Origin of the sequence: Streptomyces sp. SAJ15, from assembly GCF_007595705.1 — a bacterium.
In the GTDB taxonomy this organism is placed as follows: Bacteria; Actinomycetota; Actinomycetes; order Streptomycetales; family Streptomycetaceae; genus Streptomyces.
In genome coordinates this window covers 142,723-167,679 of sequence record NZ_NISY01000006.1, presented here as the reverse complement: position 1 = coordinate 167,679, position 24,957 = coordinate 142,723, and the positions used below count along the sequence as shown (strand labels likewise).

The 24,957-nt window shown below is 72.0% G+C and carries 22 protein-coding genes; 12 read left to right on the top strand and 10 right to left on the bottom strand.

Going from position 1 to position 24,957, the window contains the following annotated elements:
- Nucleotides 1–213: 213 nt before the first annotated feature.
- Together CD790_RS17820 and CD790_RS17815 are read right to left on the bottom strand one after the other, a co-directional pair.
- Entirely contained in the window at nt 214–759 is a 546-nt protein-coding gene (locus CD790_RS17820) for a GNAT family N-acetyltransferase (protein WP_186319084.1), read from the bottom strand.
- 368 nt (nt 760–1,127) lie between these two features.
- Nucleotides 1,128–2,327, bottom strand: a complete 1,200-nt coding sequence (locus tag CD790_RS17815; protein WP_144384238.1) for an NAD(P)/FAD-dependent oxidoreductase — start codon at nt 2,325–2,327, stop codon at nt 1,128–1,130.
- A gap of 246 nt (nt 2,328–2,573) precedes the next feature.
- Between CD790_RS17815 and CD790_RS35260 the strand changes: the two genes are divergently transcribed.
- Together CD790_RS35260 and CD790_RS17805 are read left to right on the top strand one after the other, a co-directional pair.
- Nucleotides 2,574–4,766: a TerD family protein gene (locus tag CD790_RS35260; protein WP_260867667.1), complete on the top strand. Its 2,193-nt coding sequence runs from the start codon at nt 2,574–2,576 to the stop codon at nt 4,764–4,766.
- A 177-nt stretch (nt 4,767–4,943) separates the two neighbouring features.
- Nucleotides 4,944–6,374, top strand: coding sequence for a M1 family metallopeptidase (locus CD790_RS17805; protein WP_260867666.1), 1,431 nt, complete (start codon nt 4,944–4,946; stop codon nt 6,372–6,374).
- Between the two features lie 256 nt (nt 6,375–6,630).
- Here the strand turns inward: CD790_RS17805 and CD790_RS17800 are convergent, their stop codons facing one another.
- Complete coding sequence (locus CD790_RS17800; RefSeq protein ID WP_144384236.1) at nt 6,631–7,335, bottom strand: TioE family transcriptional regulator; 705 nt, start codon at nt 7,333–7,335, stop codon at nt 6,631–6,633.
- Nucleotides 7,336–7,413: 78 nt separating this feature from the next.
- Between CD790_RS17800 and CD790_RS17795 the strand changes: the two genes are divergently transcribed.
- Entirely contained in the window at nt 7,414–8,604 is a 1,191-nt protein-coding gene (locus CD790_RS17795) for an erythromycin esterase family protein (RefSeq protein WP_144384235.1), read from the top strand.
- A gap of 571 nt (nt 8,605–9,175) precedes the next feature.
- On the opposite strand, the gene CD790_RS17790 is transcribed toward CD790_RS17795, so the two are convergent.
- Both CD790_RS17790 and CD790_RS17785 read right to left on the bottom strand, forming a co-directional pair.
- Nucleotides 9,176–10,648, bottom strand: a complete 1,473-nt coding sequence (locus tag CD790_RS17790) for an FG-GAP-like repeat-containing protein (RefSeq protein ID WP_186319083.1) — start codon at nt 10,646–10,648, stop codon at nt 9,176–9,178.
- 213 nt (nt 10,649–10,861) lie between these two features.
- On the bottom strand, nt 10,862–11,479 hold the full coding sequence (locus tag CD790_RS17785; protein WP_144384233.1) for a TetR/AcrR family transcriptional regulator: 618 nt from the start codon (nt 11,477–11,479) through the stop codon (nt 10,862–10,864).
- Nucleotides 11,480–11,537: 58 nt separating this feature from the next.
- Here CD790_RS17785 and CD790_RS17780 point away from each other — a divergent pair, with 58 nt between their 5' ends.
- Nucleotides 11,538–11,951 (top strand): VOC family protein, encoded by a 414-nt coding sequence (locus tag CD790_RS17780; protein ID WP_144384484.1) that lies wholly within the window; start codon nt 11,538–11,540, stop codon nt 11,949–11,951.
- An 82-nt stretch (nt 11,952–12,033) separates the two neighbouring features.
- On the opposite strand, the gene CD790_RS17775 is transcribed toward CD790_RS17780, so the two are convergent.
- Nucleotides 12,034–12,900, bottom strand: a complete 867-nt coding sequence (locus CD790_RS17775; protein ID WP_144384232.1) for an AraC family transcriptional regulator — start codon at nt 12,898–12,900, stop codon at nt 12,034–12,036.
- Between the two features lie 249 nt (nt 12,901–13,149).
- On the opposite strand from CD790_RS17775, the gene CD790_RS17770 reads away from it, so the two are divergent.
- From CD790_RS17770 to CD790_RS17760, 3 genes are read left to right on the top strand one after another with little or no spacing between them, the layout of a single operon-like run.
- Nucleotides 13,150–13,698, top strand: a complete 549-nt coding sequence (locus tag CD790_RS17770) for a hypothetical protein (RefSeq protein ID WP_144384231.1) — start codon at nt 13,150–13,152, stop codon at nt 13,696–13,698.
- A gap of 59 nt (nt 13,699–13,757) precedes the next feature.
- A complete protein-coding gene (locus tag CD790_RS17765; protein ID WP_260867665.1) occupies nt 13,758–14,714 on the top strand; it encodes an aldo/keto reductase family oxidoreductase in 957 nt (318 codons plus the stop codon).
- A 43-nt stretch (nt 14,715–14,757) separates the two neighbouring features.
- Nucleotides 14,758–15,708 carry an NAD-dependent epimerase/dehydratase family protein gene (locus tag CD790_RS17760; protein WP_144384230.1) on the top strand — a complete coding sequence of 317 codons (951 nt, stop codon included), beginning with the start codon at nt 14,758–14,760 and terminating at the stop codon, nt 15,706–15,708.
- A 58-nt stretch (nt 15,709–15,766) separates the two neighbouring features.
- Here the strand turns inward: CD790_RS17760 and CD790_RS17755 are convergent, their stop codons facing one another.
- Both CD790_RS17755 and CD790_RS17750 read right to left on the bottom strand, forming a co-directional pair.
- Nucleotides 15,767–16,471, bottom strand: a complete 705-nt coding sequence (locus tag CD790_RS17755; protein WP_144384229.1) for a DUF2470 domain-containing protein — start codon at nt 16,469–16,471, stop codon at nt 15,767–15,769.
- A gap of 131 nt (nt 16,472–16,602) precedes the next feature.
- A complete protein-coding gene (locus CD790_RS17750) occupies nt 16,603–17,559 on the bottom strand; it encodes a YafY family protein (RefSeq protein ID WP_144384228.1) in 957 nt (318 codons plus the stop codon).
- A gap of 93 nt (nt 17,560–17,652) precedes the next feature.
- On the opposite strand from CD790_RS17750, the gene CD790_RS17745 reads away from it, so the two are divergent.
- From CD790_RS17745 to CD790_RS17735, 3 genes are all read left to right on the top strand, one after another.
- Nucleotides 17,653–18,060, top strand: a complete 408-nt coding sequence (locus CD790_RS17745; protein WP_144384227.1) for a VOC family protein — start codon at nt 17,653–17,655, stop codon at nt 18,058–18,060.
- Between the two features lie 150 nt (nt 18,061–18,210).
- Entirely contained in the window at nt 18,211–18,804 is a 594-nt protein-coding gene (locus CD790_RS17740; protein WP_144384226.1) for a TetR/AcrR family transcriptional regulator, read from the top strand.
- Entirely contained in the window at nt 18,801–19,658 is an 858-nt protein-coding gene (locus CD790_RS17735; RefSeq protein WP_144384225.1) for an alpha/beta fold hydrolase, read from the top strand. The genes CD790_RS17740 and CD790_RS17735 overlap by 4 nt, the downstream gene beginning before the upstream one ends.
- Before the next feature lie 201 nt (nt 19,659–19,859).
- Here the strand turns inward: CD790_RS17735 and htpG are convergent, their stop codons facing one another.
- Together htpG and bla are read right to left on the bottom strand one after the other, a co-directional pair.
- Complete coding sequence (gene htpG / locus CD790_RS17730; RefSeq protein WP_144384224.1) at nt 19,860–21,770, bottom strand: molecular chaperone HtpG; 1,911 nt, start codon at nt 21,768–21,770, stop codon at nt 19,860–19,862.
- A gap of 329 nt (nt 21,771–22,099) precedes the next feature.
- Complete coding sequence (gene bla, locus CD790_RS17725) at nt 22,100–23,041, bottom strand: class A beta-lactamase (protein ID WP_144384223.1); 942 nt, start codon at nt 23,039–23,041, stop codon at nt 22,100–22,102.
- A gap of 114 nt (nt 23,042–23,155) precedes the next feature.
- On the opposite strand from bla, the gene CD790_RS17720 reads away from it, so the two are divergent.
- Together CD790_RS17720 and CD790_RS17715 are read left to right on the top strand one after the other, a co-directional pair.
- Nucleotides 23,156–24,058: a LysR family transcriptional regulator gene (locus CD790_RS17720; RefSeq protein ID WP_186319082.1), complete on the top strand. Its 903-nt coding sequence runs from the start codon at nt 23,156–23,158 to the stop codon at nt 24,056–24,058.
- On the top strand, nt 24,055–24,957 hold the full coding sequence (locus CD790_RS17715) for a serine hydrolase (RefSeq protein WP_144384222.1): 903 nt from the start codon (nt 24,055–24,057) through the stop codon (nt 24,955–24,957). Before CD790_RS17720 ends, CD790_RS17715 begins: the two co-directional genes overlap by 4 nt.

The window sequence follows — 24,957 nt, the reverse complement described above, 5'->3', positions numbered from 1 at the left end:
TCGGTCCGTCCGAGCCCGGCAGGGTGCCGGGCCCGTGGCGACCGGTGTAGGCGCGGCCGCACCCTCCCGCGGACGGTCCGCGTACTCCGTCCGCCTCGCTCTCCACACCCCGCAGGGAACTCCCTATCGAAGGACTTGCGTTCGATGCACCGTCGGTGCGATCGCGTTCGGTGCGATCTGGTTCTCAGGTGGGGCCTGCCGGGCTCTTGCCGATCACTCGGGCGTGTGCCGGAGCTCCTTCTCGAGCAGCGTGAACGACTTGGGCGCCCCGCCTGGCTGCGGCTTGCCTTCCTTGTGGCCCACGACGCGGTAACCGGCCTGCCGGTAATAGGCGTTGAGGCGCGCGTTGCCGGCCAGGCAGTCCAGCCGCACCCGTGTCCGACCCGCCGCGGCGACTCGGCGTTCCGCGGCGCTCAGCAGCAGTCGCCCCGTCCCGGGCGCGGCGGTGCTCCGATCGACCATGAGCCGGTGCACATACCCGGCGACGGGCGGTTGCGGCCCCCAGGCGGCCTCGTCCTCCCACCACAGTTCCCAAGCACCGGCGACGCACCCGTTTTCGGCCTCCGCCAGCCAGACCTCGCCACGCCCCATGACCTGCCGGAAGTGGTCCTCGCCCAGCTCCCCGGGCCGCCATTGCCCGGTGACCCCGCAGGCCAGCATCCAACGGGCCGCGTCGTCGCGAAGGCGGACGAGGGTGGCCAGATCGGACTCGGTGGCCGGGCGGACGCGTAGATCATTCACCCGGAGATCCTCGCACATCCGTACGACGACGGTCCGCCAGGGTAACCGGGCGGAAGCCGGGCGGAACCTGGAGCCGTACCCTCACCGCGCTGCGTCGCTCCCGGGAGGGTGCGGTCGGGGGTGCCTTCCGCGGTCTGCTGACCGTCGGCATGCCCGAGACTCCCGGTCATTCCGCGCAGCATCCAGGACGGTTCCGCCCCGGACGTCGCCGCGGACTTCTACTCCGCGCTGACCCGCGCCGGCCGACCGAACGCCGACGGGGCCGCCCGCGCCCTGCACGAGGCGGTGGCGGCACACCGCTCGCAGGACCCGACGGACCCCCTGCGGTGGGCGGCGTTCCTGCACGCCGGCCCGTGACCGGAACGGCCCATCACGAGGCCATACACCTACGCCGCTCGGTCAGCGGTGGCCGGTGCCGCGCCGCGCTCGACCCGCAGCAGTCGCCGACGCTGGTCGTCCCTGATCCACCAGCTACGCGAACCGGGCCTGCGGGCCTCGTACGCCAGCTGCCAGACGGTGCTCTTGCACACGAACTCCTTGAGCTTCGCGCCCGGGCGGCCGCCGAGGTAGAGCCTGGTCGCGGTGTCGTTCCGGTGGGCGAGCTGGACCATGCCGACGCGACGCCCCAGGCTGACGCACTGGCCGCCGAAGCCCACGCTGACGGGCACGGGCAGCTTGCCCGCGATCCGGCTGAGCACCGTCTCGGCGGCCTGCGGGCCCATCTGAACGGCGGACTGGCAGCCCATTCGGAACGGCAGGTCCGAGGGTGCCGCCGAGTCGCCGGCCGCGACGATGCGCACGTCGTCCACGCTCGTCAACGTCTCGTCCGTGAGCAGGCGACCCAGGGTGTCGGTGCTCAGCCCGCTGCGCACCGCCAGGTCCGGCACGCCGAATCCGGCGGCCCAGACGGTCACCCCGCTCGGGAGCTCGCGGCCGTCACCGAGCCGCACGGCATCCCGGGTCACCGCCGTCACCTTCGCGTCGGGGCCTTCGAGCACGGTCACACCGAGTTCGGCAAGCCGCTCGGCGACCGAGCGTCGACCCCGCGGATGCAGGTACGGGCCGAGTACCCCGCCGCAGACCAGGGTCACGGTGCGACCCTCCTCCGCCAGTTCGGCGGCGGTCTCGATGCCGGTCGGGCCGGCTCCCACGACCGTCACCGCGGCCGTCGAGGGCGCGGCGGCGACGACCGGCCGCAGCCGCTGCGCCTCCTCCAGGCCGGCGATCGGGTAGGCGAACTCGGCCGCTCCGGGCACGCGCGGGTCGGCGCTGCCACTTCCCACCGCGTAGATCAGGTAGTCGTAGCGGACCGTGCCGCCGGTCGCCAACGTCACGCCGCGCTCGGCCACACCGATCCGTGTCACGGTGTCGACCACCAGCCGGACGTCCTCCGCCAGGACCTTGCCGTACTCGACGACCGCGTCGTCGGACCCGCCCACCAGTTGGTGCAGGCGAATCCGCTCGACGAAGTCCGGACGCGGGTTGATCAGGGTCACCGTCACGTCGTCGCGCCGCGTCAGCCGATTGGCCGCCATGACGCCGGCGTATCCGCCGCCGATCACGACCACATCGATGTTCTCGGTCATGGGTCCCCTCCTACGTCTCAGGGCTTCGGACTCAAGACACCGTGTAGGTGACCGCTGTGACAGCACGTGAGGCGGATCACTCCGCAGGCGCGGACCCGGCACTTCGGAGTTCTCCCGGTCGAAGCACGGTCGCACGAGCACGGCCGCCACGACGCTCGCGGTCGCGCCCCCTCGCGGTCGCGACCGCGACCGCACCGATCGAACTCCTCATCGACTCACGGGGACTCGTACTGCCACGATTGCCCCATGACGCACATCTCCAAGGGCGCCAACATGCTGGTCCCGAACGAGCCTCTCCGGGTGGCGGTCTGCCGTCTCGCCCAGCCCGGCGCCCCGGTGGTGGATGCCTCCGTCCTGCTGCTCGACGCGGCCGGCAAGGTGCGGGGCGACGCCGATCTCGTCTTCTACAACCAGCCGTCGCACCCCTCGGGCACCGTGCGACACCTGGGCAGCGCCGAGGGCGGCGGGCAGCTCGCCGAGTGGTTGCAGCTCGACCTCGACCGCATCGAGCCCGCCGTGCGGCGGATGCTGATCACCGGCTCCTGCGACGGTGGCACGTTCGGCTCGGTGCCCGGCCTGTCCCTCCAGGTGTCGACGGTGGCGACCGGGGCGCCGGTCGTGACGTACGCGGTGCTCGACGCGTCGACCGAGACGGCGTTCGTGCTGGGCGAGTTCTACCGCCGCGACGGCGCCTGGAAGTTCCGTGCGGTGGGGCAGGGGTACGCCACCGGAATCGCCGGGCTCGCCACGGACTTCGGCATCGTGGTGGACGACGCCGCGCCGCAGGGCGGACCGCTGGACCCGGCGACCGCGGTGCCGGGCGGTGCGCAGGGGGCGCCGCCGCCGGTGCCGCCGTTCGCGATCCCGCAGTACGCCCCGCCGGGACACTCCGCCCCACCGCGGCACACGGCGCCACTGCGACACACCGCCCAGCCCCAGCAGCCGATCCCGCCCTACGCGCCACCGCGGCACACCGCCCCCGCACAGCACACGGCGCCGCGGCAACGCGTCGTCCCGCCGCAGGGCGCCCGGCCGGTCTCCTTCGGCCCCGAGTTCCCCGCGTATGTCCGCCGTGGTCGCGGCAACGACGTCCTCACCGTCGATGTGCCGCTGCCCGCGGGCCCGGTGCTCGTCGAGGCATGGCACCAGGGCGACGGCTACTTCTGTGTGCACACCCTGGACCAGCGCAACAAGGACGACGAGCTGCTGTTCAACAGCACGCTCACGGACTTCCGCGGCCGCGCCCCGGTCGAGCAGCGCGGCGACCGCCCGCTGCGGCTGCACGTGGAGGGCGACAACGACTGGACCATCGTCGTCCAGCCCATGTCCGCGGCCCGTGAACTGGGCACCGCGCTCCAGGGGTTCGGCCCCGAGGTGCTCACGTACGGCGGTCCCGTCGCCGATCTCGATGTGCACTTCGCGGGCGACGAGGACGAGGGCGGCTGCTTCACCGTCTACACCGCCCCGCCCGGCAACGTCCATGACGACAAGCGCGACCTCCTCGTCAACGAGATCGGCCCGCTGCGCCAGACCGCGCCGCTCACCGAGGGGCCGATGATCCTGATCCTGGACGCCGAGGGCCCCTGGACGCTCGGGGTGCGCCCGCTGGCCCTCCCCGACCCCGCGACCGCCCGGGCCACCGGCACCTACCAGGGCCGCGGCGACACCACGGTGACCCTCGTCAATCCGGCCCCCGGCCGGGCCGCGCTGCTCGCATACGAGATCCGGGCCACCAACGACTGGGGGTACCACGCGGAACTCCTCGACGAGTACGACGAGAAGGAGCCCTTCCTGGAGGCTCGTCACGATGGCGACCGCGGCCGTGTCGTCGTCTTCCGTGAGGGCGAGCCCGAGCTGCGGATACGGCTTTCCGGTGTCGCCGACTGGAGCCTGCGGCTGCTCTCGCTGGACCAGGCCCCGCCGTTCACCGATCGTGCGGAGGGCCACGGCAGGGCCGTCTTCCGGTACGCCGGTCCGCCCACGCTGCTCACTCTGCAGCGCCTCACCTCCGGGGACGACTGGCTGACGGTGCACACCGTGCACCCCACGGGCAAGGCCGCGATCTGCGCCCAGGCCGGGGCCCGCCGCCCGGTGCTCGGCCCGGTCTGGGTGACCGAGGCCGGTGAATGCCTGATCAGCGTGCGTACGACGCCGGAGACCGGCTGGCGGATCGGGCTGGAGCCGCTGAGCGGCGCCGCGTCGTTCGACCGGAAGGTCTCGGGTCGTGGCTACTCCGTGGTCCGCTACACGGGAGCCGAGACGGACCAGGTGCTGGCGCACGACCCGCGCGGAGGTGCCACCCTTGTGGTCGTCTGGCAGCTCGACGACCGGCTGCAGCCCATCCGGCGCTTCGCCGCGTCCCCCGGCCTGTACCACCTTCCCCCGGGCTACCTGCAGATCAGGACGGGCACCACCTGGGCCCTGGAGCGCGACGGCTGACCAGCCGGGGCGGTGGGCCGGCGGTTGTCCCGCGACTTCCGGACCGAGCGGTTCCGCGGCCCGCTCCAACGCTCCGCGGCGCGCCGCGGCCGACCAGGTCACGGAGCGGCCCGGAAGGGCTTGCGAGGCCGGTCTACGATGGGCGAGTTTCATGATCAATCCCCCACAGGAGAGCACGTGATATCCCCGAAGCACACCGCCGCGAGCGCGACCGTTCTCAGACGAGGCACCGTCCTCGCGACCGTTCCCGTCGCCCTCGCCGCCCTGCTGGCGACCGCGGGGGCGACGGCGGCCGCGACACCCGGCTCCGCCGGCGTCGGCGATCCCTACTTCCCGCTCGCCGGCAACGGCGGCTACCACGTCGCCCACTACGACCTGAACCTCCGTTACGAGCCGCGCGGCCACCACCTCGACGGCAAGGCCGTCCTCACCGCCCGCGCGACCCAGCGGCTCGCCCACTTCAACCTCGACCTGAAGGGGCTGAAGGTCACCGGCGTCACGGTCGACCACACCAAGGCGAGCTTCCGGCGCGACGGCCAGGAACTCGTCGTCACCCCGCGCGCCGCACTGCGCAAGGGCCACACGTTCCGCGTCGCCGTCACCTATCGGGGCGTCCCCAAGCCGGTCACCGACCCGGACGGCTCCAAGGAGGGATGGCTCCGCACCGACGACGGGGCGTTCGTCGTCGGGCAACCGCAGGGTGCCATGGGCTGGTTCCCGGCGAACAACCACCCCAAGGACAAGTCCTCGTACGACTTCACCATCACCGTCCCCGAGGGACACACCGCCGTGGCCAACGGCGTCTACCGCGGCAAGCGCACCGCCCACGGCCGCAGCACCTTCCGCTGGCGCCAGTCCGAGCCGATGGCCGCCTACCTGGCCACCGCCACCGTCGGCAAGTTCACGGTCCAACAGCACACCACCCGCGACGGCATCAAGATCTTCAACGCCGTCGACCCCCGCGAGGCCGCGGCCGCCGCGCCCGTGCTCAAGAAGCTGCCGTCCGTCCTGGAGTGGGGAAGCGGACTGTTCGGGCGCTACCCCTACCGTTCCGCCGGGTCCATCGTCGACCACGCGCCGGACGTCGGATACGCGCTGGAGACCCAGACACGGCCCATCTACCCCTCGGCCCCGGATGTGAGCACCCTCGTCCACGAGAGCGCCCACCAGTGGTTCGGCGACTCGGTCTCCGTGACCAGCTGGAAGGACATCTGGCTCAACGAGGGCTTCGCCACCTACGCCGAATGGCTCTACAGCGAGCAGCACGGCGGCCCGAGGGCCCAGAAGTTCTTCGACGAGCTGTACGCCCGCCCCGCCGGCGACGAGCTGTGGGCCTTCCCGCCCGCCGACCCCGGCAGCGGCGCGAAGATCTTCGAGACCCCGGTCTACGCCCGCGGCGCCATGGCGCTCCACCAGCTGCGCAAGGCCGTCGGCGACCGGGTGTTCTTCCGGATCGTGCGCGCCTGGGCCACCCAGCACCGCCACGGACACGGCACCACCGCCCAGTTCACCGCCCTGGCCGAACGCAAGTCCGGCAAGGACCTGGACAAGCTGTTCCGCACCTGGGTGCACACCTCGGGCAAGCCCGCGGTGTCTCCGAAGCGGTGACGGCGGACGCCGACACACCCGTGTCACCGCCCTCGCCACGGGCGGGGGCGGTGACACGGAGCCGGGCATCTTCCGGGGCCTGCCCACCGATGTGCTGAATCCGGCCGTTCGCGCGGTCTCTCACACGGGCCCCGCGGCGCGGAACGGCGCGCCCTCGCCCCCCGCCCGGCGGCCGATCACACGCCGTCCGCCGCGCGGCGAAGTGATCGGCCGGCACGGCGGGAGCTCCGCTCGGCGGGCGGGCGTCATGGCGTCTTCATGGCGTCTTCAGATAGGTGTCGAGCGCTGCCGCGCCGGCCAGCATCGCCACACCTCGCGCCGTCAGCCGGCCGCGCCACTCCCGCAGCGTCGCCCGCAGCGGCTCAGGTCCGCCCGCCGCCCGGACCTGCTCCAGCACCCGTGCGATCTGCTCCAACCCATGGCCGCCCCGCCGCAGTTGGTGCGCCAGCAGTACGTCGCGCACGTCCACGGCGGTATAGACGCGGTAGCCGGTACGCGGGTCGCGCCGCGGCACGATCAGCCCGGCTCGCTCCCACTTCCGCAACGTCGCCGGCCGGATGCCGAGCCTGCGCGCCAGCGGCCCGATGAACGTCACGCCCGGCTCCACCTCAGGTGACGGCGCCGGGTCGCGCGGCGACCCCGGTTCACCCAGCGCCACTTCCACGGCCTCCAGCGTGCTCCGGTCCCCGGCCAGTTGCGCGTGGCTCTCGTCTATCAGCCGCAGCGCCCCCTCGGTCGCGCCGCCGTTCACGGCCCGCATGATCGCCCCCGCGGTCGCATGGCCGTGCGCGGGGATCAACGCCAGGAAGGTCCGCAAGGCCGCCGCGTGGCGTGGAGCGTAGACGCGGTAGCCGGCCGGCGAGCGTTCGGCCGGCGGCAGAATCCCCGCCTCCTCGTAGTTGCGCACCGCCTGTGTGGACAGGCCGTGCTCACGCGCCAGATCGATGGGCCGCAACCGCATGTTGAAGCTCTGTCCTCGTCCGCAGGCGGAAAATGCCGCCGAAGTTTACACCGAGGGTTCAACGATACGGTTGAAGCCATGACGGCCTCGATACGGGATGCCGCCCGCCCCTTCACCGGCGGCGCCCTCACCGCGCTCCTGTCCCCCACCACCCGCCTGCTCGGCCTCGGCGAGCCCACCCATGGCGTCGAAGCCTTCCCCGAGCTGCGCAACGAACTCTTCCGTCACCTGGTCGAATGCGAGGGCTACCGCTCGATCGCCGTGGAGAGCGACTGCCTGGCGGCCCTGACCGCCGACGCGTACGTCGTCGACGGCATCGGCACCCTCGACGACGCGATGAGCCTCGGCTTCAGCCACGGCTTCGGCGCCTCGACCGCCAACCGCGAGCTCCTGCGCTGGATGCGCGCATACAACGAACAACGTCCCCGGCACGAGCGGCTTCGCTTCTACGGCTTCGACGGCCCTCTGGAGACGACCGGCGCCGCCAGCCCCCGCGCGGCCCTGACCGCACTGCACGACTACCTCGCCGCCCACCTCGACCTGCCCTGGGGTCTCGAGACCCTCGACGCGTTGCTCGGCGGCGACGAGCGCTGGACCGACCCGGCCGCCCTGACGGACCCCACCCGGTCCGTCGGCCGCGCCCCCGAGGCCGGGGAACTGCGCCTGATCGCCGACGATCTGCGTGCGGTGCTCACCTCGCACGCCCCCCATCTGGTGAACGCCACCTCCCCCGACGAGCTCTGGCGCGCCGATCTACACGCCCGCACCGCCTCCGGGCTCCTGCGCTACCACGCCGGGCTGGCCGACACCGCGCCCACCCGCGTCGGCGCGCTCATGGGCCTGCGCGACGCGATGATGGCCGACAACCTCGACGCCATCGTCCACCGCGAGGCCCGTCGCGGCCCCACGCTCGCCTTCGCCCACAACGGCCACCTGCAACGTGACAAGAGTCGGACGCGGTTCGCCGACCTGCCGGTCGAGTGGTGGAGCGCGGGCGCCGTCATCAGCACCCGCCTGGGCGACCGGTACGCCTTCGCCGCCACCACCTTCGGTGCCCGCGGCTCCGACGTCCCCGACCCCGACACCCTCGAAGGGCTCCTGTCCGCCCTTCCCCACGACCGCGCCGTCATCGATCCCGGCCGTCTCGCCGCGGCCCTCGACCGGAGGCCGACGCCCCGCGTCCCGGCCGACCACACCTACGCCGCCCTCGACCCGGCCACCGTCGACCGGTTCGACGCCATCGTCTTCGTCAGGGACATCGGAGAGTAGGGCACCGCCGCCTCGTCCCAGAAGACGCGCACCGCTCTCCCGTCACGACCTGCCCGTCGGCGCCTTCGATCGCGCTTCGACCTTGGCCTGGTCGAACTCGACGTACTCGACGACCGCGCCCCCGGGGTGACGATCGTCAGGTTCCGTCCGGTAGGAACGGTGTTGGGGCCGTCGAGCGTCTGGCCACCCCGGCGCGCCACCACCGTGAAGACGTCGTCGAGGTCGTCGACGATGACGGTGGCCTGCACGTCGCGGAACGGAGCCAACGCCTGCTCGGTACCCGCGACGAGCAGGAAACCGCCGACCGCCGCCAGCTCGACGTCCCGATAGGCAAGGCGCGCTACATGACCCTGTGCCGCGGCGATCTGGAGACACGCTTCCCCGGCGTGCTGACGGCCATCCTGGCCGCCGCCGGATCACCCGCCCGCGAGTGATCCGGCCCACGCCTCAGCGGTGGCCCGAACGGTCGATCGGATATCGCCGCCCGGTCGGTATCACGACGCGGAGCGGGCTCCGCCCGATCCGTCGCGGATCAGGCGGACCCCGCCACCTCGTGGGACGTCGGTGCGGGTCAGCCGCCCAGCACCGTGCCGAACTCGCCGTTCGGGTCCGTGAATCCGAAGGACTTCGCGCTGAACGAGGTGGCGTGGGACGTCGTCAGACCGCTCGCCGAGCCGCGCAGCACCCAGTCCGAACCGTCCACGCCGGCCTTCGTCGCGCCGGCGAACACGTCCTCGCCGCGCGCGGCGACGGCCACATCCGCCTTGCCGTTGCCGTTGACGTCGATCACACGGACCGCGGAGCCGAACCAGTCATACGCCTCCGACGCCCCGGGCACCCCACTGGTGGCCTGGTGGAATGCCTGCGCGCCGGTGCCGGTGAGGCCGCTCGCCGCCCCCTTGAACAGCACGACCTCGCCGGTCTGGGTGACGCCGTCGACGGTCTCGCCCGGGGCGCCGGCCACGACGTCGGCGTAGCCGTCGCCGGTGACGTCGCCGACGGCCACGGAGGCGCCGAGGCGATCACCGTTCTCGTTGGCGCCGGGCACACCCGCGGTGTTCTGGTCGAGCTTGGCGGTGCGGTGGGCGGCGAGCCCGTCCGCGCTGCCGTACCGCACGTAGACGTAGCCCGCGGCGGTGGTGTACGACCAGCCCTGTCCGGTGACCAGGTCGGTGTAACCGTCGTGGTTCACGTCGCCCGCGGCGGCGGAGAAGGTCACGTCGTCCTCGTCGCTGGTGCCGGAGTTGGGCACCTGGAGGGTCTTCTCCCGGACCACCTTGCCGTCGGCGTCGGCGGCGTAGACGGCGGCGAACTGACAGCCGTATCCGTCGCAGTCCTGCGGTCCCGTGGTCGCGAGCTGGACGCGGCCGGTGCCCCGGAAGTCGCCCGCGGTCAGCGTCGTGTACTGGTCCTCCTGACCGCTGAGCACGGGCGTGGGCGTGGCGGTACGGGTGAAGCCGTTCCCGAACGTCCACAGGTCGTGATCGGAGACCGCGGCGAGCTGCGCGCGGCCGTCGCCGTCGAAGTCGCCTACCGCGACCTGGTGGCCGAACCGCTTGGTCCAGGACTCGGGGTCGGCGGCGAGCGGGTTGCCGACCGCGACGCCGCCCTGGGTGAGGCCGTTCGCCCCGCCCCACAGGACGGTGACGCTACCGGTGGTCCGAGAACCGGACAGCGTCTCCCCCTCGGCTCCGACCACGAGATCGGTGTAGCCGTCGCCGTCGAGGTCACCGGTGGCGTAGGAGCTGCCGAAGCGGTCCCCGCTCTCGGCGCCGCCCGGGACTCCGGACGAGTTCTGGGTGACGGTCACCGAACGGGTGGGGGACACGCCGTCGGCGGAGCCGTAGGTGACGGTCACCGAACCGGCGGCGGTGGAGCCGCCGACGGTGGCCCCGGGGCTGGCCACGACGAGGTCCGCGATGCCGTCACCGTTGAAGTCCCCGGGCTTGGCGGTGACCGCGCTCGCGGTGGGGGCGAGGGCCACCGACAGGCCGGCCGCCGCGGTGACGACGGTGATGGCGACAGCCGAAGTACGTATCCGCAAAACTGCTCCAGTCTCAGGCGTGAAGAAGGAGCTGGGGGCTCGCTCCCGCCCGTACGACGCCCCAGGTGAAGGGATGGTTGCACGCCGGCGCACAGTCGGTGAACGTCACACCGGGGCGGACGCGCCTTCTCGCGGTCGGCCGGGGCCGGGTTCCGGGTGAAGGGGATGCGGCGTGCGCGGTCGCCGTGACCGCGCACGCCCCACGCCGGCGTTTCAGCCCGCGCGCAACGCCTCGAGCAGGCGCCCCAACGCGGCCTGGGTGTGCGCCAGGTCGTCCGGGGACGACGAGGAGGCCAACCACAGGGCCGCCTCGTTCATCGCCCCGGACAACAGATGTGCCAGCGGGGCCACCGGCTGCGGAGCGATCACCCCTGATGCGACGAGGTCGGTCAGGGCGTCGCCGAGGTGGCGGGCCGAGTTCGCCTCGTCCATCGACCGCCACTCACTCCACCCCAACACCGCGGGCCCGTCGACAAGCATGATCCGCTGAACGTCCGGAGCGGTGGTCGCGGCGAGGAACTCCCGGCAACCGACCGTCAACCGCAGCCATGGGTCGTCATGAGCGTCCGCGGCCGCCGCCACCCGCTCGCCCACCTCCCGCTGCACCGTCTCCAGGACGGCGCGGAACACGGCGGCCTTGGAGTCGAAGTGGTGGTAGAGCGCGCCCTTGGTGACCCCGGCCGCGCTCACGATCTGGGACAGGCCGACCGCGCCGTACCCGTGCTCGGCGAAGAGGCGCCGGCCCTCCAGCAACAACGTCTGCCTGGTCTTCTCGCGCTGACGCGCCCTGACTCCCTGCCGCACCGTCTCGCCTCGCCCACCTGTTGGCATACCAATGGTATGTGAACTACCTTGTTCGCATACCGATGGTATGTGAAGGGTGGCTTTTGTGAAACTGACCGGCTTCTATCCCGTGATCGGCACCGCGCGGCTGAAGGAGTCCCACGACTTCTACACCCGACTGCTGGGCTTCGAGACCACCTTCGCGGCGGACTGGTACGTCAGCCTGCGCCGACCGGGAGACCCCTCGTACGAGCTCGCGCTCATCGACCACACACACCCCACGCTGCCCGAGGGGCATCGCGTCCCCGCCCGGGGCCTGCTCCTCAACTTCGAGGTCGACGACGTGGACGCCGAGTGGGACCGGCTGGTCGTCCGCGAGGGGCTGGAGCCCCAACTAGCGCTGCGCAGCGAGGACTTCGGGCAGCGTCACTTCATCGTCGCCGATCCGAACGGAGTCCTCATCGACGTGATCACGCCCATCGCGCCGACAGCCGAATACGCCGACCAGTACACCTCCTGAGGAGCGAGCGCTTCAGTCGGCCCGGGCCGGCCGGCTGAAGCGCTCACCGAGCGGCGGCGCCCATGAGCCCCGACGCCGGGGCTCAGCCCTGTTCCCGTTCCACCGGAAGCCACAGCTCGGCATCGACCTCGGCCCCGTCCGTCGACAGGCGGGTGCGCAGGATCTCCGGACCGGGGCGACTCCGGTACGGGTTGGACGGGAACCACTCCGTGAACACATCCCGCCACAGATGCTGGACGGCCTCCGGCGCCGGCCCGGAGGTGGTGAACACCGCCCATGTGCCGGCCGGAACGGGCAGCACGGTCGCCCCCTCCGGCGCGTCCGCCGACGTGATCACCCCGTGGTGGTAGTCGAGTTCGGTGCCCTCGGCGCGGCTCGGGTCCAGACCGTCGCAGACCGCGACGATGCCGTGCGGCTCCTGGTCCGACAGCTTCTCCAGGCCCTCCAGAGTCCGCGGGTCGATCCCGCGGACGAAGTCGATGATCTCCTGGTTCGGCCCCTCGTGCACCAGGGCAACCCGGGTCTTGAGGCCGGCGATGGTGAAAGCCGGCCTGTCCACCACGCGATAGCGCATGCTGTTACTCCCGTCGACGGTGAGGCGGAAGGTCAAGCGCGGCTGGGAGACGAGCGCGGCGCCGGTGCGTCGGGCCTCCCCCGGGCCGATGCCGTGCACGGCCCGGAACGCCCGCGCGAACGCCTCGCCCGAGCCGTAGCCGTAGCGCACCGCGATCTCCAGCAGCGGCTCGCGTCCGGCGAGCACCTCGGCACCCGCGACGGTGAGCCGTCGGCGCCGGACGTACTCCGACAACGGCATCCCCGCCAGCGCCGAGAACATCCGACGCAGGTGGTACTCCGAGGTGGCCGCGACACGCGCCAGTTCGGCCACGTCAAGCGACTGGTCGAGGTTGTCCTCGATGCGCCCCATGACCTGGTTGAGACGCTCCAACACGTCCGGTCTCCTTCCGCTCTTGCGATCACCACGCTAGGCGGCACACACCTCGCGGGACCCGACATTCTGTGCCCGATCGAGTCGGACGCACACGGCGGAGCGCGGCACGGCCTGGCACGCCGTCCCCGTGGATCGCGCCGCGGACCGTGGGACGACGAGAAACGGGAGCCTCACACTCGAGCGCCGTTCGGTTTCCGCGCGCCTCCTCGGGCGCAGTATCGAGAGAGGGGCAGAGCGGAGGGGAAGACCATGACCGTGATCGTCGGGCTCGTACACCACGGGAGGGTGCACCTGGGCGGGGACTCCGCGGGTGTCTCCGGACTCAGTATCGCCGTCCGCCGAGACCCGAAGATCTTCCGCAACGGTCCCTACGCCATGGGTTTCACCACCAGCTTCCGCATGGGCCAGCTGCTGCACCACGCGTTCAAGGCGCCCAAGCCCAAGGGCGACCTGGACCGGTTCATGACCACCGTCTTCGTCGACAGGCTGCGCACCTGTCTCAAGGACGGCGGCTGGTCGCGCAAGGACTCCGAGCAGGAGCAGGCCGGGACGTTCCTGGTCGGCATACACGGCCGCCTGTTCGCCGTCTACGACGACTACCAGATAGCCGAGCCCGCCGACGGATACACGGCCGTGGGATGCGGAGACGAACTCGCCCTCGGGGCGCTGCACGCCACCGCGGGCCTGGGACTCAAGCCACGTGAGCGTCTGGCCCGCGCTCTCGCGGCGGCCGGCCACCACAGTGCCGGAGTCTGCGAGCCGTTCAGTTATGTCACCGCGCGAAAACGCCGCTCCTGAGCCGGAACGCCCTTTTCGGCGGGTGCGCGGCGGAGCACGGAGGACCGTAAGGTCGCCATGTGACGACGGAAGCGAACGCGAGTACGACCCGACCCCTGTACGGGTGCATGGGCCTGGGCGGCACTTGGGGGCCCGAACCCTATGGCGCCGCGGAGATCGAGGCCGCGGAGGCGGCGATCACCGCGGCCCTGGAGATCGGGATCACCACCTTCGACCACGCCGACATCTACCGCCACGGGAAGTCCGAGGCGGTCTTCGGTGAACTCCTGGCCCGCGACCCCGGGCTGCGCCGGCGGATCACCCTGCAGACGAAGTGCGGGATCCGCCTGGCGGACGGTGAGCGCCCCGGCATCTACGACCTGCGCGGCAAGACCATCCTGCGCCGGGTCGAGGAGAGCCTGACCCGGCTGCGCACCGACGTGATCGACGTGTTGCTGCTGCACCGGCCGGACCCGCTCGCGGACCCCGACGACATCGCCGAGGCCCTGACCGCCCTGCACGCCCAGGGCCTGGTGCGCCGGTTCGGCGTCTCCAACATGGGGGCGGCGCAGATCGCGGCGCTCCAGAGCCGGCTGCGGCTGCCGCTCGTCGCCAACCAGCTGGAGATGAGCCTGCATCGACGCGACTGGGTCGAGGCGTCGGTCCTGTTGAACACCTCCGCGGGCGCGGCCAACGGCTTCCCTTTCGGCACCCTGGAGTACTGCCGCGACCACGGTGTCCAGTTGCAGGCGTGGGGCGCGTTGGCCCAGGGTCGATTCACCGGACTTCAGGAGTCACCCCAGGAGCGGGCGACCGCCGACCTGGTCGCGGCGCTGGCCGCAGGCAAGCAGGTGACCCCGGAGACCGTGCTGCTGTGGTGGCTCCAGCGACACCCGGCCCGGATCGCGCCGGTGATCGGCACCGCCGACCCGGGGCGCATCCGGGCCTGCCGACAGGCGGTCGACCAGCCACCGGGGTTGGACCACGAGGAGTGGTACGCCCTCTGGCTCACCGCGCGCGGCACGCCGCTCCCGTAGCCGGACCGACGGCGGAGCACCGCACTCGCGCTAGTGTGCGCCCGTGAGTCTTCATGTCGTCATAGGATTCGGGCCCGCCGGGGCGGCCACTGCTCGGCTGCTGGTCGAGAAGGGTCACCCGGTACGGGTCGTCACCACGTCGGGCCGAAGCCCGGAGCCCGGCATCGAGCATGTCGCCCTGGACGCGAGGGACAGCGGGCGGTTGGCCGAGGCGGCGCGGGGCGCGGCCGCGATCTACCACTGTGCCGCACCGCCCTACCATCGCTGGGCGAGTGAGTGGCCGCCGCTTGCCTCGTCGGTCTGCGCGGCGGCCGAGACGACCGGGGCCGTCCTGGTCATGCTGGGCAACCTCTACGGCTACGGCCCGGTGGACGGTCCCATGACCGAGAAGCTGCCGCTCGCGGCGACCGGCACCAAGGGGAGAGTGCGCGCCGCCGTCTGGGAACAGGCGCGGAAGCTGCACGAGCAGGGGCGCGTCACGGCGGTCGAGATGCGGGCGTCGGACTTCTTCGGGCCCGGCGTGACCGATGGCGGGCACCTGGCCGCGCGGGTCATGCCACGACTGCTGCGCGGCAAGCCGGTCGCCACGCTCGGGGATCCGGACGCCCCGCACAGCTGGAGCTATCTCCCCGATGTGGCCAGGGCCCTGGTCGAGGTCGCGGGCGAGGAGCGGGCGTGGGGACGGGCCTGGCACGTCCCCACGGAACCCGCGCTGTCTCCTCGGGAGATGGTCGACCTCCTTGCCGCGCGGTCGGGAACGGGGCCGGTCGCGGTGCGCAGGCTCTCGCCGGCCGTGCTGGGCGTCGCCTCGCTCTTCTCCCCGATGATCCGCGAACTCAGGGAGATCCGCTATCAGTTCGACCGTCCGTTCGCGATGGATTCACGAGCCTACGAAGCCGAGTTCGGGGCACGAGCCACTCCCCTCGACGAGCAGGTGGAGGCGACGGTGGACTGGTGGCGGGAGCGGCTGACCACCACGGGCCGACCCGCGTGACCGACCTGACATGTCGTCACCCTTCGCGCCGGGGCGCGCCCTGGCGCGGAAGGGTGGCTCAGGCCAGCAGGCGGCCGGTGTGGGAGAGGCGGCGCGCCGTGGCCAGGAGGGCGTGGATCTGCGGGCCGACCTGCTCGATGTCGGTCACGGGTGTCTGGAACGGCAGCCGGACGTCGTGGTGGGTGCGGGGGTGTTCGAGGCGCAGAGTCATGCCGTACCGGTCCATCGCCAGCGGGAGGGCGCGCAACAGGCCACTGCCGGGGCGGGGGCGGACGAGGCGCAGCAGCAGGGGCAGGAGTTCGCTGTGGTCGTCCATGAGGTGGGTCAGCATGTCCGCTTCGCTGGTCGCGAGCGGGTCGAGTTCGGCGGCCTCCAGGGCGTGGAGGGTGACGTATGCGCGCCCCCGGGCGTCTTCGAGGACCGCCTGGCCGAACTCCACGCAGGTGCCCTCGGCGGCCTCCGCGCGATAGGCGTCGGTCAGCAGTCCGGTCACGGTGACGCGGGCGCGCAGGCGGTCGCGCACCGGTGTGGGGGCGATGTCGGTGAGCTCCAGCCGAACCGGGACGCGCGGGGTCGTCGGGGCGTCGACGTCCTCGGACGGCGCGCGCAGGTGGAAGTGTCCCATCGCCCCCATGCCGTCGAGTTGGCGCACTTCGGTGTGCGTGCCGTCACTCACCACGGTCATCGAATGGGCGGCGGCCAGGATCGACCGGACGCGTTCGGCGGCGGTCGGCGTTGCGGCGCGGGCAGGGAAGGGACGCATCCGGGGACTCCAGGCGCGGGTAGGGAGACTGGACGGGGAGACCGACCATTGCTTAGGTAAGCCTAACCTAATCCGAATGGTCTCTGGGTGGCCTCGGGCGCTTTCCGGCCCCAGGCGGCCACCGCGGTCGGTCAGCCCTCGTCCGCGGCGCCGTACCGGCTGAGCAGTTCCGCGCCGATGCGGGCGAGGTGGTCCCGGACCGAGCGGGGTTCGAGAACGTCGACGAGGCCGCCCCAGCCCGCGAGTTGGCGGGCGAGGTCCAGTGGGGTGGGGGCGGCGACGCGGACCCGGAGCCGCTGCCCGCCGACCGGGCCCTCGGTGTGGCAGTGACGTCCGAAGCGGTCGCGCAGGATCGGCAGATACCGCTCCTCGATCAGCACGGTCGCCCAGGTGCGGGAGCGCCGCCGCTCGATCTCCTCGACGACCTCCGTCCAGACGGCGGCCAGGGCCAGGCCCTCGGGGCGTTCGGCGGGCTGCTCGGTCGGCTCGGCCCGCAGGATCCGGTCCACCCGGAAGGTCCGCCGCCCGCGCTCGGTGCCGGCCAGGAGGTACCAGGTGCCGTCCTTGTCGATCAGGCCCCATGGATCGACCAGTCGTACCGTCGACTCCCCGGCGCGACCGGCATAGCTCAGCCGAACCTTACGGCGACGGACCACGGCGCTCTGCAACAGTTCGACCGTCGCCGGCCGGGGCCGGTCGCGCTCACCCCATCGGACGGGGTCGATCACGGTCGCGTCGGTGGCGGCTTCCGCCTCCGCCCGGAAGGTGTGGGGCAGCGCCGCAAGCAGCTTGCGCAGTGCCGACTTGACCTCGGCGGACACCCCCGCGCCGGGACCGGCCAGGAGGAACAGGGCCCGCGCCTCGGCCGCGGTCAGCCCGCTGAGGTCGGTCCGGGCACCGCCGACCAACGACCAGCCGCCCCCGCGGCCGGGCTGCGGATACACCGGCACCCCCGCCGCGGAGAGCGCCTCCAGATCTCGGCGGGCCGTGGCCACCGAGACCTCGAGCTCTCCAGCCAGCTCGGCGGCGGTCACCCGACCCCGCTGTCGCATCAGCATCAGGACGGCCACCAGACGATCGGCGCGCATGACCCCGGATTCCCCCGTAAAAGTGCTCAGTAGATGAGCACTTTAGATCGGAGGATGGATGACGTCACCCACCGAGAGAGGGAGAACCATCCGATGCTGCGAGGACTCACCACCGTCAGCCTCTTCGCCGAGGACGTCGCCGCCGCCGCCCGTTGGTACACCGAGGTACTCGGGGTCGAGCCGTACTTCACCCGCCCCCTCGGGGAACAGGAGCTCGCCTACGTGGAGTTCCGCCTCGGGGACCACCAGCACGAACTGGGCATCATCGACAGCCGCTTCGCGCCCGGCCCCCGCCCGGCGCACCCCGGCGGCGCGGTGACCTACTGGCATGTGGACGACGTCGAGGGCGCCTTCGAGCGACTGCTGTCCCTGGGCGCCACCGCGTACGAGAAGCCGATCGAGCGGGGGCCCGGCTTCGTCACCGCCTCCGTGGTCGACCCCCACGGGAACGTGCTCGGCGTCATGTACAACCAGCACTACCTGGACATGCTGAACCGTTGACGTCCCAGCGCATCCGTGCGCCCACCGGGCCATCCCCCGTCGACCGGCCAACCCGGCCGCGCCGGCGGCGCGTTGCGAACCTAGGGGCTCTAGGTTATAACTAGACCTCCTAGAAATGATCTAGTGGCCCTGGGCCGACTGGGAGGGCGCATGGCGCGGGCGGGGTTGACGGCGGAGCGGGTGACGATCGCGGGCGCCGAGTTGGCGGACGAGGTGGGGTTCGACCAGGTGACGATGTCGCAGGTGGCGCGGCGGCTCGGCGTGAAGGACGCGAGCCTCTACACGCACGTGCGCGGTCTGGAGGATCTGCGCGGACGGATCGCGCTGCTGGCGGCGGATGAGAAGACCATCCGTATCGCGGAGGCGACCGCCGGGCGGGCGGGCAGGGACGCGCTGGTCGCGTTCGCCGACGCCTGGCGGGAGTACGCCCACCGGCATCCGGGCCGCTACGCGGCGACGCAGGCGTCGATCCGGATCGACCCCGAGCTGGCCGCACAGGCTCCCGGACCGCGGCGCGCGGTCGAGCTGACCTACGGCATGTTGCGTGGCTATGGACTGGCGGAGCCCGACCTGACCGACGCGGTCCGGTTGCTGCGCAGCACGTTCCACGGGTTCGTCGCCCTGGAGGCCGCCGGCGGCTTCGCGCACGAGCGTTCGTCGCGGCACTCCTGGGTCCGCGCCCTCGACGCCCTGCACACCCTCCTGGAGCACTGGCCCCCGTCCCGAGAAGGGGAATCCTCATGACCGAGCCGACCATCGGCAGCCTGCGCGTGAACGGCGCCACCCTGCACTACGAGGTGCGAGGCCGCGGGCCGCTCCTGCTGCTGATCCCCGGAGGGGCGGGCGGCGCGGCCTCCTTCGACGGCATCGCCGACGACCTGGCCGCCGCGTACACGGTGGCGACCTACGACCCGCGTGGGATGTCCGGAAGCACCCTGGACGATCCCGAGGCCGAGCAGCGTGTGGCAGACCACGCCGACGACGCCTTCCGGCTGCTGGAGCTGCTGTCGCCGGGTGAGCCCGCCCGGGTGTTCGGCCTCAGTTCGGGCGCGATCGCCGCCCTGCACCTGCTCACCACCCATCCCGAGCGCGTCGAACGCCTCGTGGCGCACGAGCCGCCGGTGGTGGAGGTCCTGCCGGACGCCCACGAACACCGCGCGCTCCTCGCACGCGTGCAGGAGACGTTCCGCGCGCAGGGGCTCATGCCGGCGATGGCCGTGTTCGCCGACGGGATGAGGAAGGACGGCGACACCAACGCCGACGACACCGCCGAGACGGAGCCGAAGGGCGAGATCGAGCTGCCGCCGCAGGCGGCGGCACGGGCCGAGCGGACGATGGCGAACCTGCCGTACTTCGTCGGCCGCATCGTGCCCGGCTTCATGGCCTACGCCCCGGACGTCCACCGGCTGGAGGCGCTGTCGGACCGGCTCGTGCTCGCCGGCGGCCGGGAGTCTCACGGCGAGTTGCCGTACCGTCCGGCCGCTTTCCTGGCCGAGCGTCTCGGCACGGAGTTCGTCCACTTCCCCGGCGGGCACACCGGCCTGACCACACACCCCGCCGAGTTCGGCGAACTCCTTCGGAAGACCTTCCTCGCCTGAGCTCGGGTGGGTGCGCCCAGTTCACCGCTTCCGCGCAGACGATGATCTCGGCCTGGTCGGCGCCGCGGGCCGCCGGCGTGGCCCCTGCCGAAGCGGTTCGCGCCCCGCAGGCGGTTCACCCGCAAGCGGGGGCGGGGCCGACCGCCGGCGGCCCGTCCGTCTCCTCAGAGGGCAGGCCGCCGACGACTCGCGGAGCGCGGCTTACAGCGCGCGTTCCAGACGGTCCGCCATCAGCTTGACGAACCGGGCCGGTTCCTTCGGCTGACCCCCCTCGGCGAGCACCGCGAGGCCGTGCAGGAGCTCGGCGGTCTCGGCGAGCTCCGTGCGGTCCTCACGCTCCCGGTACGCCCGGTTGAGGCCCCTCACCAGCTCGTGCTCCGGGTTGAGCTCCAGGATCCGCTTGGCCCGGGGCACCTCCTGGCCCATCGCCCGGTACATGTTCTCCAGGGCGGGGGTCAGGTCCTGCGCGTCGGAGACGACGCAGGCCGGGGAGACGGTGAGGCGCGAGGACAGACGTACCTCCTTGATGTCCTCGTCCAGTCGCTCCTTCATCCAGCCGAGCAGCTCGGCGTACTCCTCGGTCTGCTTCTCCCGCTCGCCGTCGGGGGTGCTGTCGTCCTTGGCGTCGAGGTCGATCTGGCCCTTGGCGACAGAACGCAGCTTCTTGCCCTCGTACTCGCCCACGGCGTCGGCCCACACCTCGTCGACCGCGTCGGTGAGCAGGAGCACCTCGATGCCGCGGTCCCGGAACGCCTCCATGTGCGGGGAGTTCTCGATGCTCTGCCGGGCGTCGCCGGTCAGGTAGTAGATGTCCTCCTGACCGTCCTTCATCCGCTCCACGTACTGCTTGAGCGTGGTCGGCTCGGTGTCGTGGTGCGTGCTCGCGAACGACGCGACGGCGAGGATGGCGTCGCGGTTCTCCGAGTCGGTGACCAGTCCCTCCTTGAGGACGGTGCCGAACTCCCGCCAGAACGTGGCGTAGCGCTCCTGGTCCTTGGCCATCATCTCCTTGACCGTGGACAGGACCTTCTTCGTCAGCCGTCGCCGCATCATCTCGATGTGGCGGTCCTGTTGGAGGATCTCGCGGGACACGTTGAGCGACAGGTCCGCCGCGTCGACGACGCCCTTGACGAAGCGGAGGTACGGCGGCAGCAGCGCCTCGCACTCGTCCATGATGAACACGCGCCTGACATACAGCTGCACGCCGCGACCGACGTCCCGGGTGAACAGGTCGTGGGGGGCGTGCGCGGGGAGGAACAGCAGGGCCTGGTACTCGAAGGTGCCCTCCGCCTGGAGTCGGATCGTCTCCAGGGGTTCGCGCCAGTCGTGGCCGATGTGCTTGTACAGCTCGTGGTACTCGTCCTCGGACACCTCGTCGCGCGGCCGCGCCCACAGTGCCTTCATGGAGTTGAGCGTCTCGGGTTCGGGCGCCTCGTCGCCCGTGTCGGCCGCGGCGGAACCCTCGGGCGCCATCCGGATGGGCCAGGTGATGAAGTCCGAGTAGCGCTTGACGATCTCCCTGATCTTCCACGGAGAGGTGTAGTCGTGGAGCTGGTTCTCCGGGTCGGCGGGCTTGAGGTGGAGGGTCACCGAGCTGCCCTGCGGCGCGTCTTCGACCGTCTCCAGCGTGTACGTTCCCTCGCCCCGCGAGGTCCAGCGGGTGCCCTGGCTCTCGCCGGCGCGCCGGGTCACCAGGGTGACCTCGTCCGCCACCATGAAGCCGGAGTAGAAGCCGACGCCGAACTGGCCGATGAGCCCCTCCGCCCCGGCCGCGTCCTTGGCCTCCCGCAGCTCCTGGAGGAACTGGGCGGTGCCCGAGTTGGCGATCGTGCCGATGAGGCGCCCCACCTCGTCGTACGACATCCCGATTCCGTTGTCCCGCACGGTGAGCGTGCGGGCGTCCTTGTCGATGTCGATCTCGATGTGCGGATCGGACACGTCCGCGTCGAGCGAGTCGTCCCACAGCTTCTCGAGGCGCAGCTTGTCCAGTGCGTCCGAGGCGTTGGAGACGAGCTCCCGCAAGAAGACATCCTTGTTCGAGTAGACCGAGTGGATCATCAGCTGTAGCAGCTGACGGGCTTCCACCTGAAACTCGATCGTTTCAGTCGGCATGTTCGCGAATACCTCACAGGTCCTGTCGCCGGAACTGGTGGAAGCCACTGTAAAACACCACGTCAGAGCATTGGTCGGGTAATGGGAGCGGTGGCTGGATCCACACGGCGCGTCCGCGCTCGGATCGGCCCGAGGACCGACCTCGCGCGCCCCCGGTGCCAGGGGTGATCCGGCCCGGCGGTGGCCGCCCGGCGGTGGCCGCCCGCCGGTGGCCGCCCGCCGATGGCCGCCCGCCGGTGGCCGCCCGCCGGGACGACGAGCGGCCCTCGGCGCCGGTCTTCCCGGCCGCGGCGGCCACGGTGGGAACGGGGACCTGCCGAGCCGCGTGGCTACGACAGCCGGTCGGCGACCACGGCTGCCGCTTCCGCGATCAGCTTGTTGTCCGGGGCGGCCTTCTTGGCGTCGCGGTACGAGAAGACCGTCATCACGAGGGGCGCGGCACCCGGGCGCCACACCACGGCCATGTCGTTGCGGGCCCCGTGGTAGATGCCGGTCCCGGTCTTGTCGCCGACGACCCACCCCTTGGGCATCCCGGCCCGGATGGTCTCGTCTCCGGTGGTGTTCGTCCGCAGCCAGGTGGTGAGCTGCGCGCGTTCGGCCTTGGGAAGCACGTCTCCGAGGGTGAAGGCGCGCAGATCCTCGGTGAACGCGCGCGGCGTGGACGTGTCCCGCTTCTCGCCCGGTACCCAGCTGCTCAGCTCGGGCTCGTCACGCACCATCTCGGTGACGTCGTCGCCGAGTTCGGCGAGCGTGGCGTCGAGCGCCTTCGGGCCGCCGAGCTCTTCGAGCAGCAGGTTGGCCGCGGTGTTGTCGCTGTAGCGGACGGCGGCGTCGCAGAGCGCGGTCAGGGTCATGCCGGTCGCCACGTGCTTCTCGCTGATCGGGGAGTTGGGGAGCAGCGCGTCCTTGGAGTACCTGATGACCCGTTCCCTCTCGCCGCGGGGGAACTTCCGCAGTATGGCGCCGGCGACGAACGCCTTGAAGGTGGAGTTGTAGGCGAAGCGTTCGCCGTCGCGGTACGCCACCTCGCGCCCGGTGCCGGTGTCGACGGCGTACACCCCGAGGCGCGCGTGGTACTTCCGCTCCAGCGCCTTGAGTTCGTCGGTGTACGGTCGCACGTCCGTGCTCGGCCGGGCCTTCGCGTGGGACGACGACGAGGCGGGTGCCGAGGCGCGGGACTCGCCGTCCCGGCCGCAGGCCGCCAGCGGGGCGACGAGGGCGAGCGCGGTGAGCGCGGTGAGAACGGTCCGCCGGGCGCGGGTGTGCTGCATGGGTCCGAACCTCCTGGTCATGAGGGCCATCGGAACCACCCTCGCCCTCGCCCGGCTATGCGGTCCAATGCGCTCAGGCGCGTTTCCATGCTGAAGTGGCATAGGGTGCGGATCATGGATCTGGTCGGAGCGTGCCGCGCGTTCGTCAGTGTCAACCAGCACGGCAGCTTCACCGACGGGGCCGCCGCCGCTCGGATGTCCCAGTCGGTGGCCAGTCGCCGCGTCGCCGCGCTGGAAGAGCGTTTCGGCGAGCCGCTGTTCGAGCGCACATCACGACGGGCCGTGCTCACCCCGTTCGGCCGCGACATGCTGCCCGCGGCCCGGCAACTCGTCCAGGCGGCCGATGTGCTGCTGCACGAGGCGGACGCCGCCAAGCGCAAGCCGTGGCGCCTCGCGGTGCCCGGTGTCTGTCCGACGGTCGGCCTCGCCCGTCTCGTCGCCGAGGCGCGCGGCCACGGGGTCACCCTCGACGTCCGCGTGGCGGCGCCGTCCCCACGCGCCGAGTTGCTGCACGCGCAGCAGGTGCGCGCCGCCCTGCTCGCCGTACCCCCGGACGAGGCGACCTGGTCCGTGCCGCTCGGTCTCGCCACCGCCCGGGACCCCGGCGTACGACGGGTCTACCTGGAGACGCTGCGGATGGGCCGCGCCGACTCCGGTCCGGCTCGCCGCGTCTGGATCCAACCGGAAGACGATGTGCCGCACATCCGCGACCCGCTGACGCGGCTGCGCGACGCGGTGGGCCTGCGGCCGGCCCAGCTCGTCGCCGCGGAGGATCTGACGACCGCCGCGGCCGAGGTCCTCGGTACGGGCGACCTGTTGCTGTGCTCCCCCGCGCAGGCCGCGGAACTCGCCCTGCACTGGCGGCCCATCGGTGAGACCACGCTCAGCCGGGGGTACGCCCTGGCCGCCGCCGCGGACGGCAATCCACAGCACATCGAGGCGCGGCTGGGCGACGCCATAGCCCGCTGCCTCGGCGCGGACACCCGTCCGGGCGCCACGGGAGGGACGGCGGCGTGAACACCGAGGCACTCCTTCGCGACCTGCGCGCGCGGCTGAGCGACGGCGGGCTGCACGGCTGCCTGCTCGTACGGGATCTCCACACGGGGGAAGAGCTGGGGATCGAGCCGGACACCCAGCTGCCCTCCGCGTCCCTGGTGAAGGTCCCGCTCGCGCTGGCGACGGCGGAGCGCATCCGACGGGGCGAGGTGGACGGAGCGACCACGGTCGAGGTGCGACCCGGGCGGATCACCACGCCCGGCCCCACCGGGCTGAGCCGATTCCGCCACCCCGCCCGGATCGCGATCGACGACCTGCTGTACCTGAGCACCTGCCTGAGCGACGGTACGGCCGCCGACGCGCTGTTCGACCTCACCCCGCCCGCCCATGTCACCGACATCCTGCACGGGCTCGACCTGCGCGGCATCACCGTCCGGCACCGCACACGCGAGCTGTCCGACACTCCCGTGGAACGCTTCGACGCCGCGCAGGCCCATCTCGCCCACGCCCTCGCCATCGAGGCCGGCACCGGCGGCCGCGGGCACCGGGTGCCCCAACTCGACACCACCCGTGCCAACACCGGCAGCGCACGGGCCTGGGTCGACCTCCTTCAGGCCCTGTGGACTCCGTCGGCGATCCACCCCGACGTGGCCGAACGGGTACGTGGCCTCTTGGCCCACAACGTCCTTCGGCACCGGCTCGCCCCGGACTTCAGCTCCGACGCCACGACCTGGTCCTCCAAGACCGGCACCCTCCTGAACCTGCGCCACGAGATCGGCGTCGTCGAGCACTCGGACGGCCAGAGCTTCGCCATCGCCGTCCTGACCGAGTCACTCGTTCCGGCCAGCGTCCAGCCCGGCGCCGACGCCCTCATGGCGCAGGCCGCCCGCAGCCTGCGCGACCACCTGCGACAGCTGTAG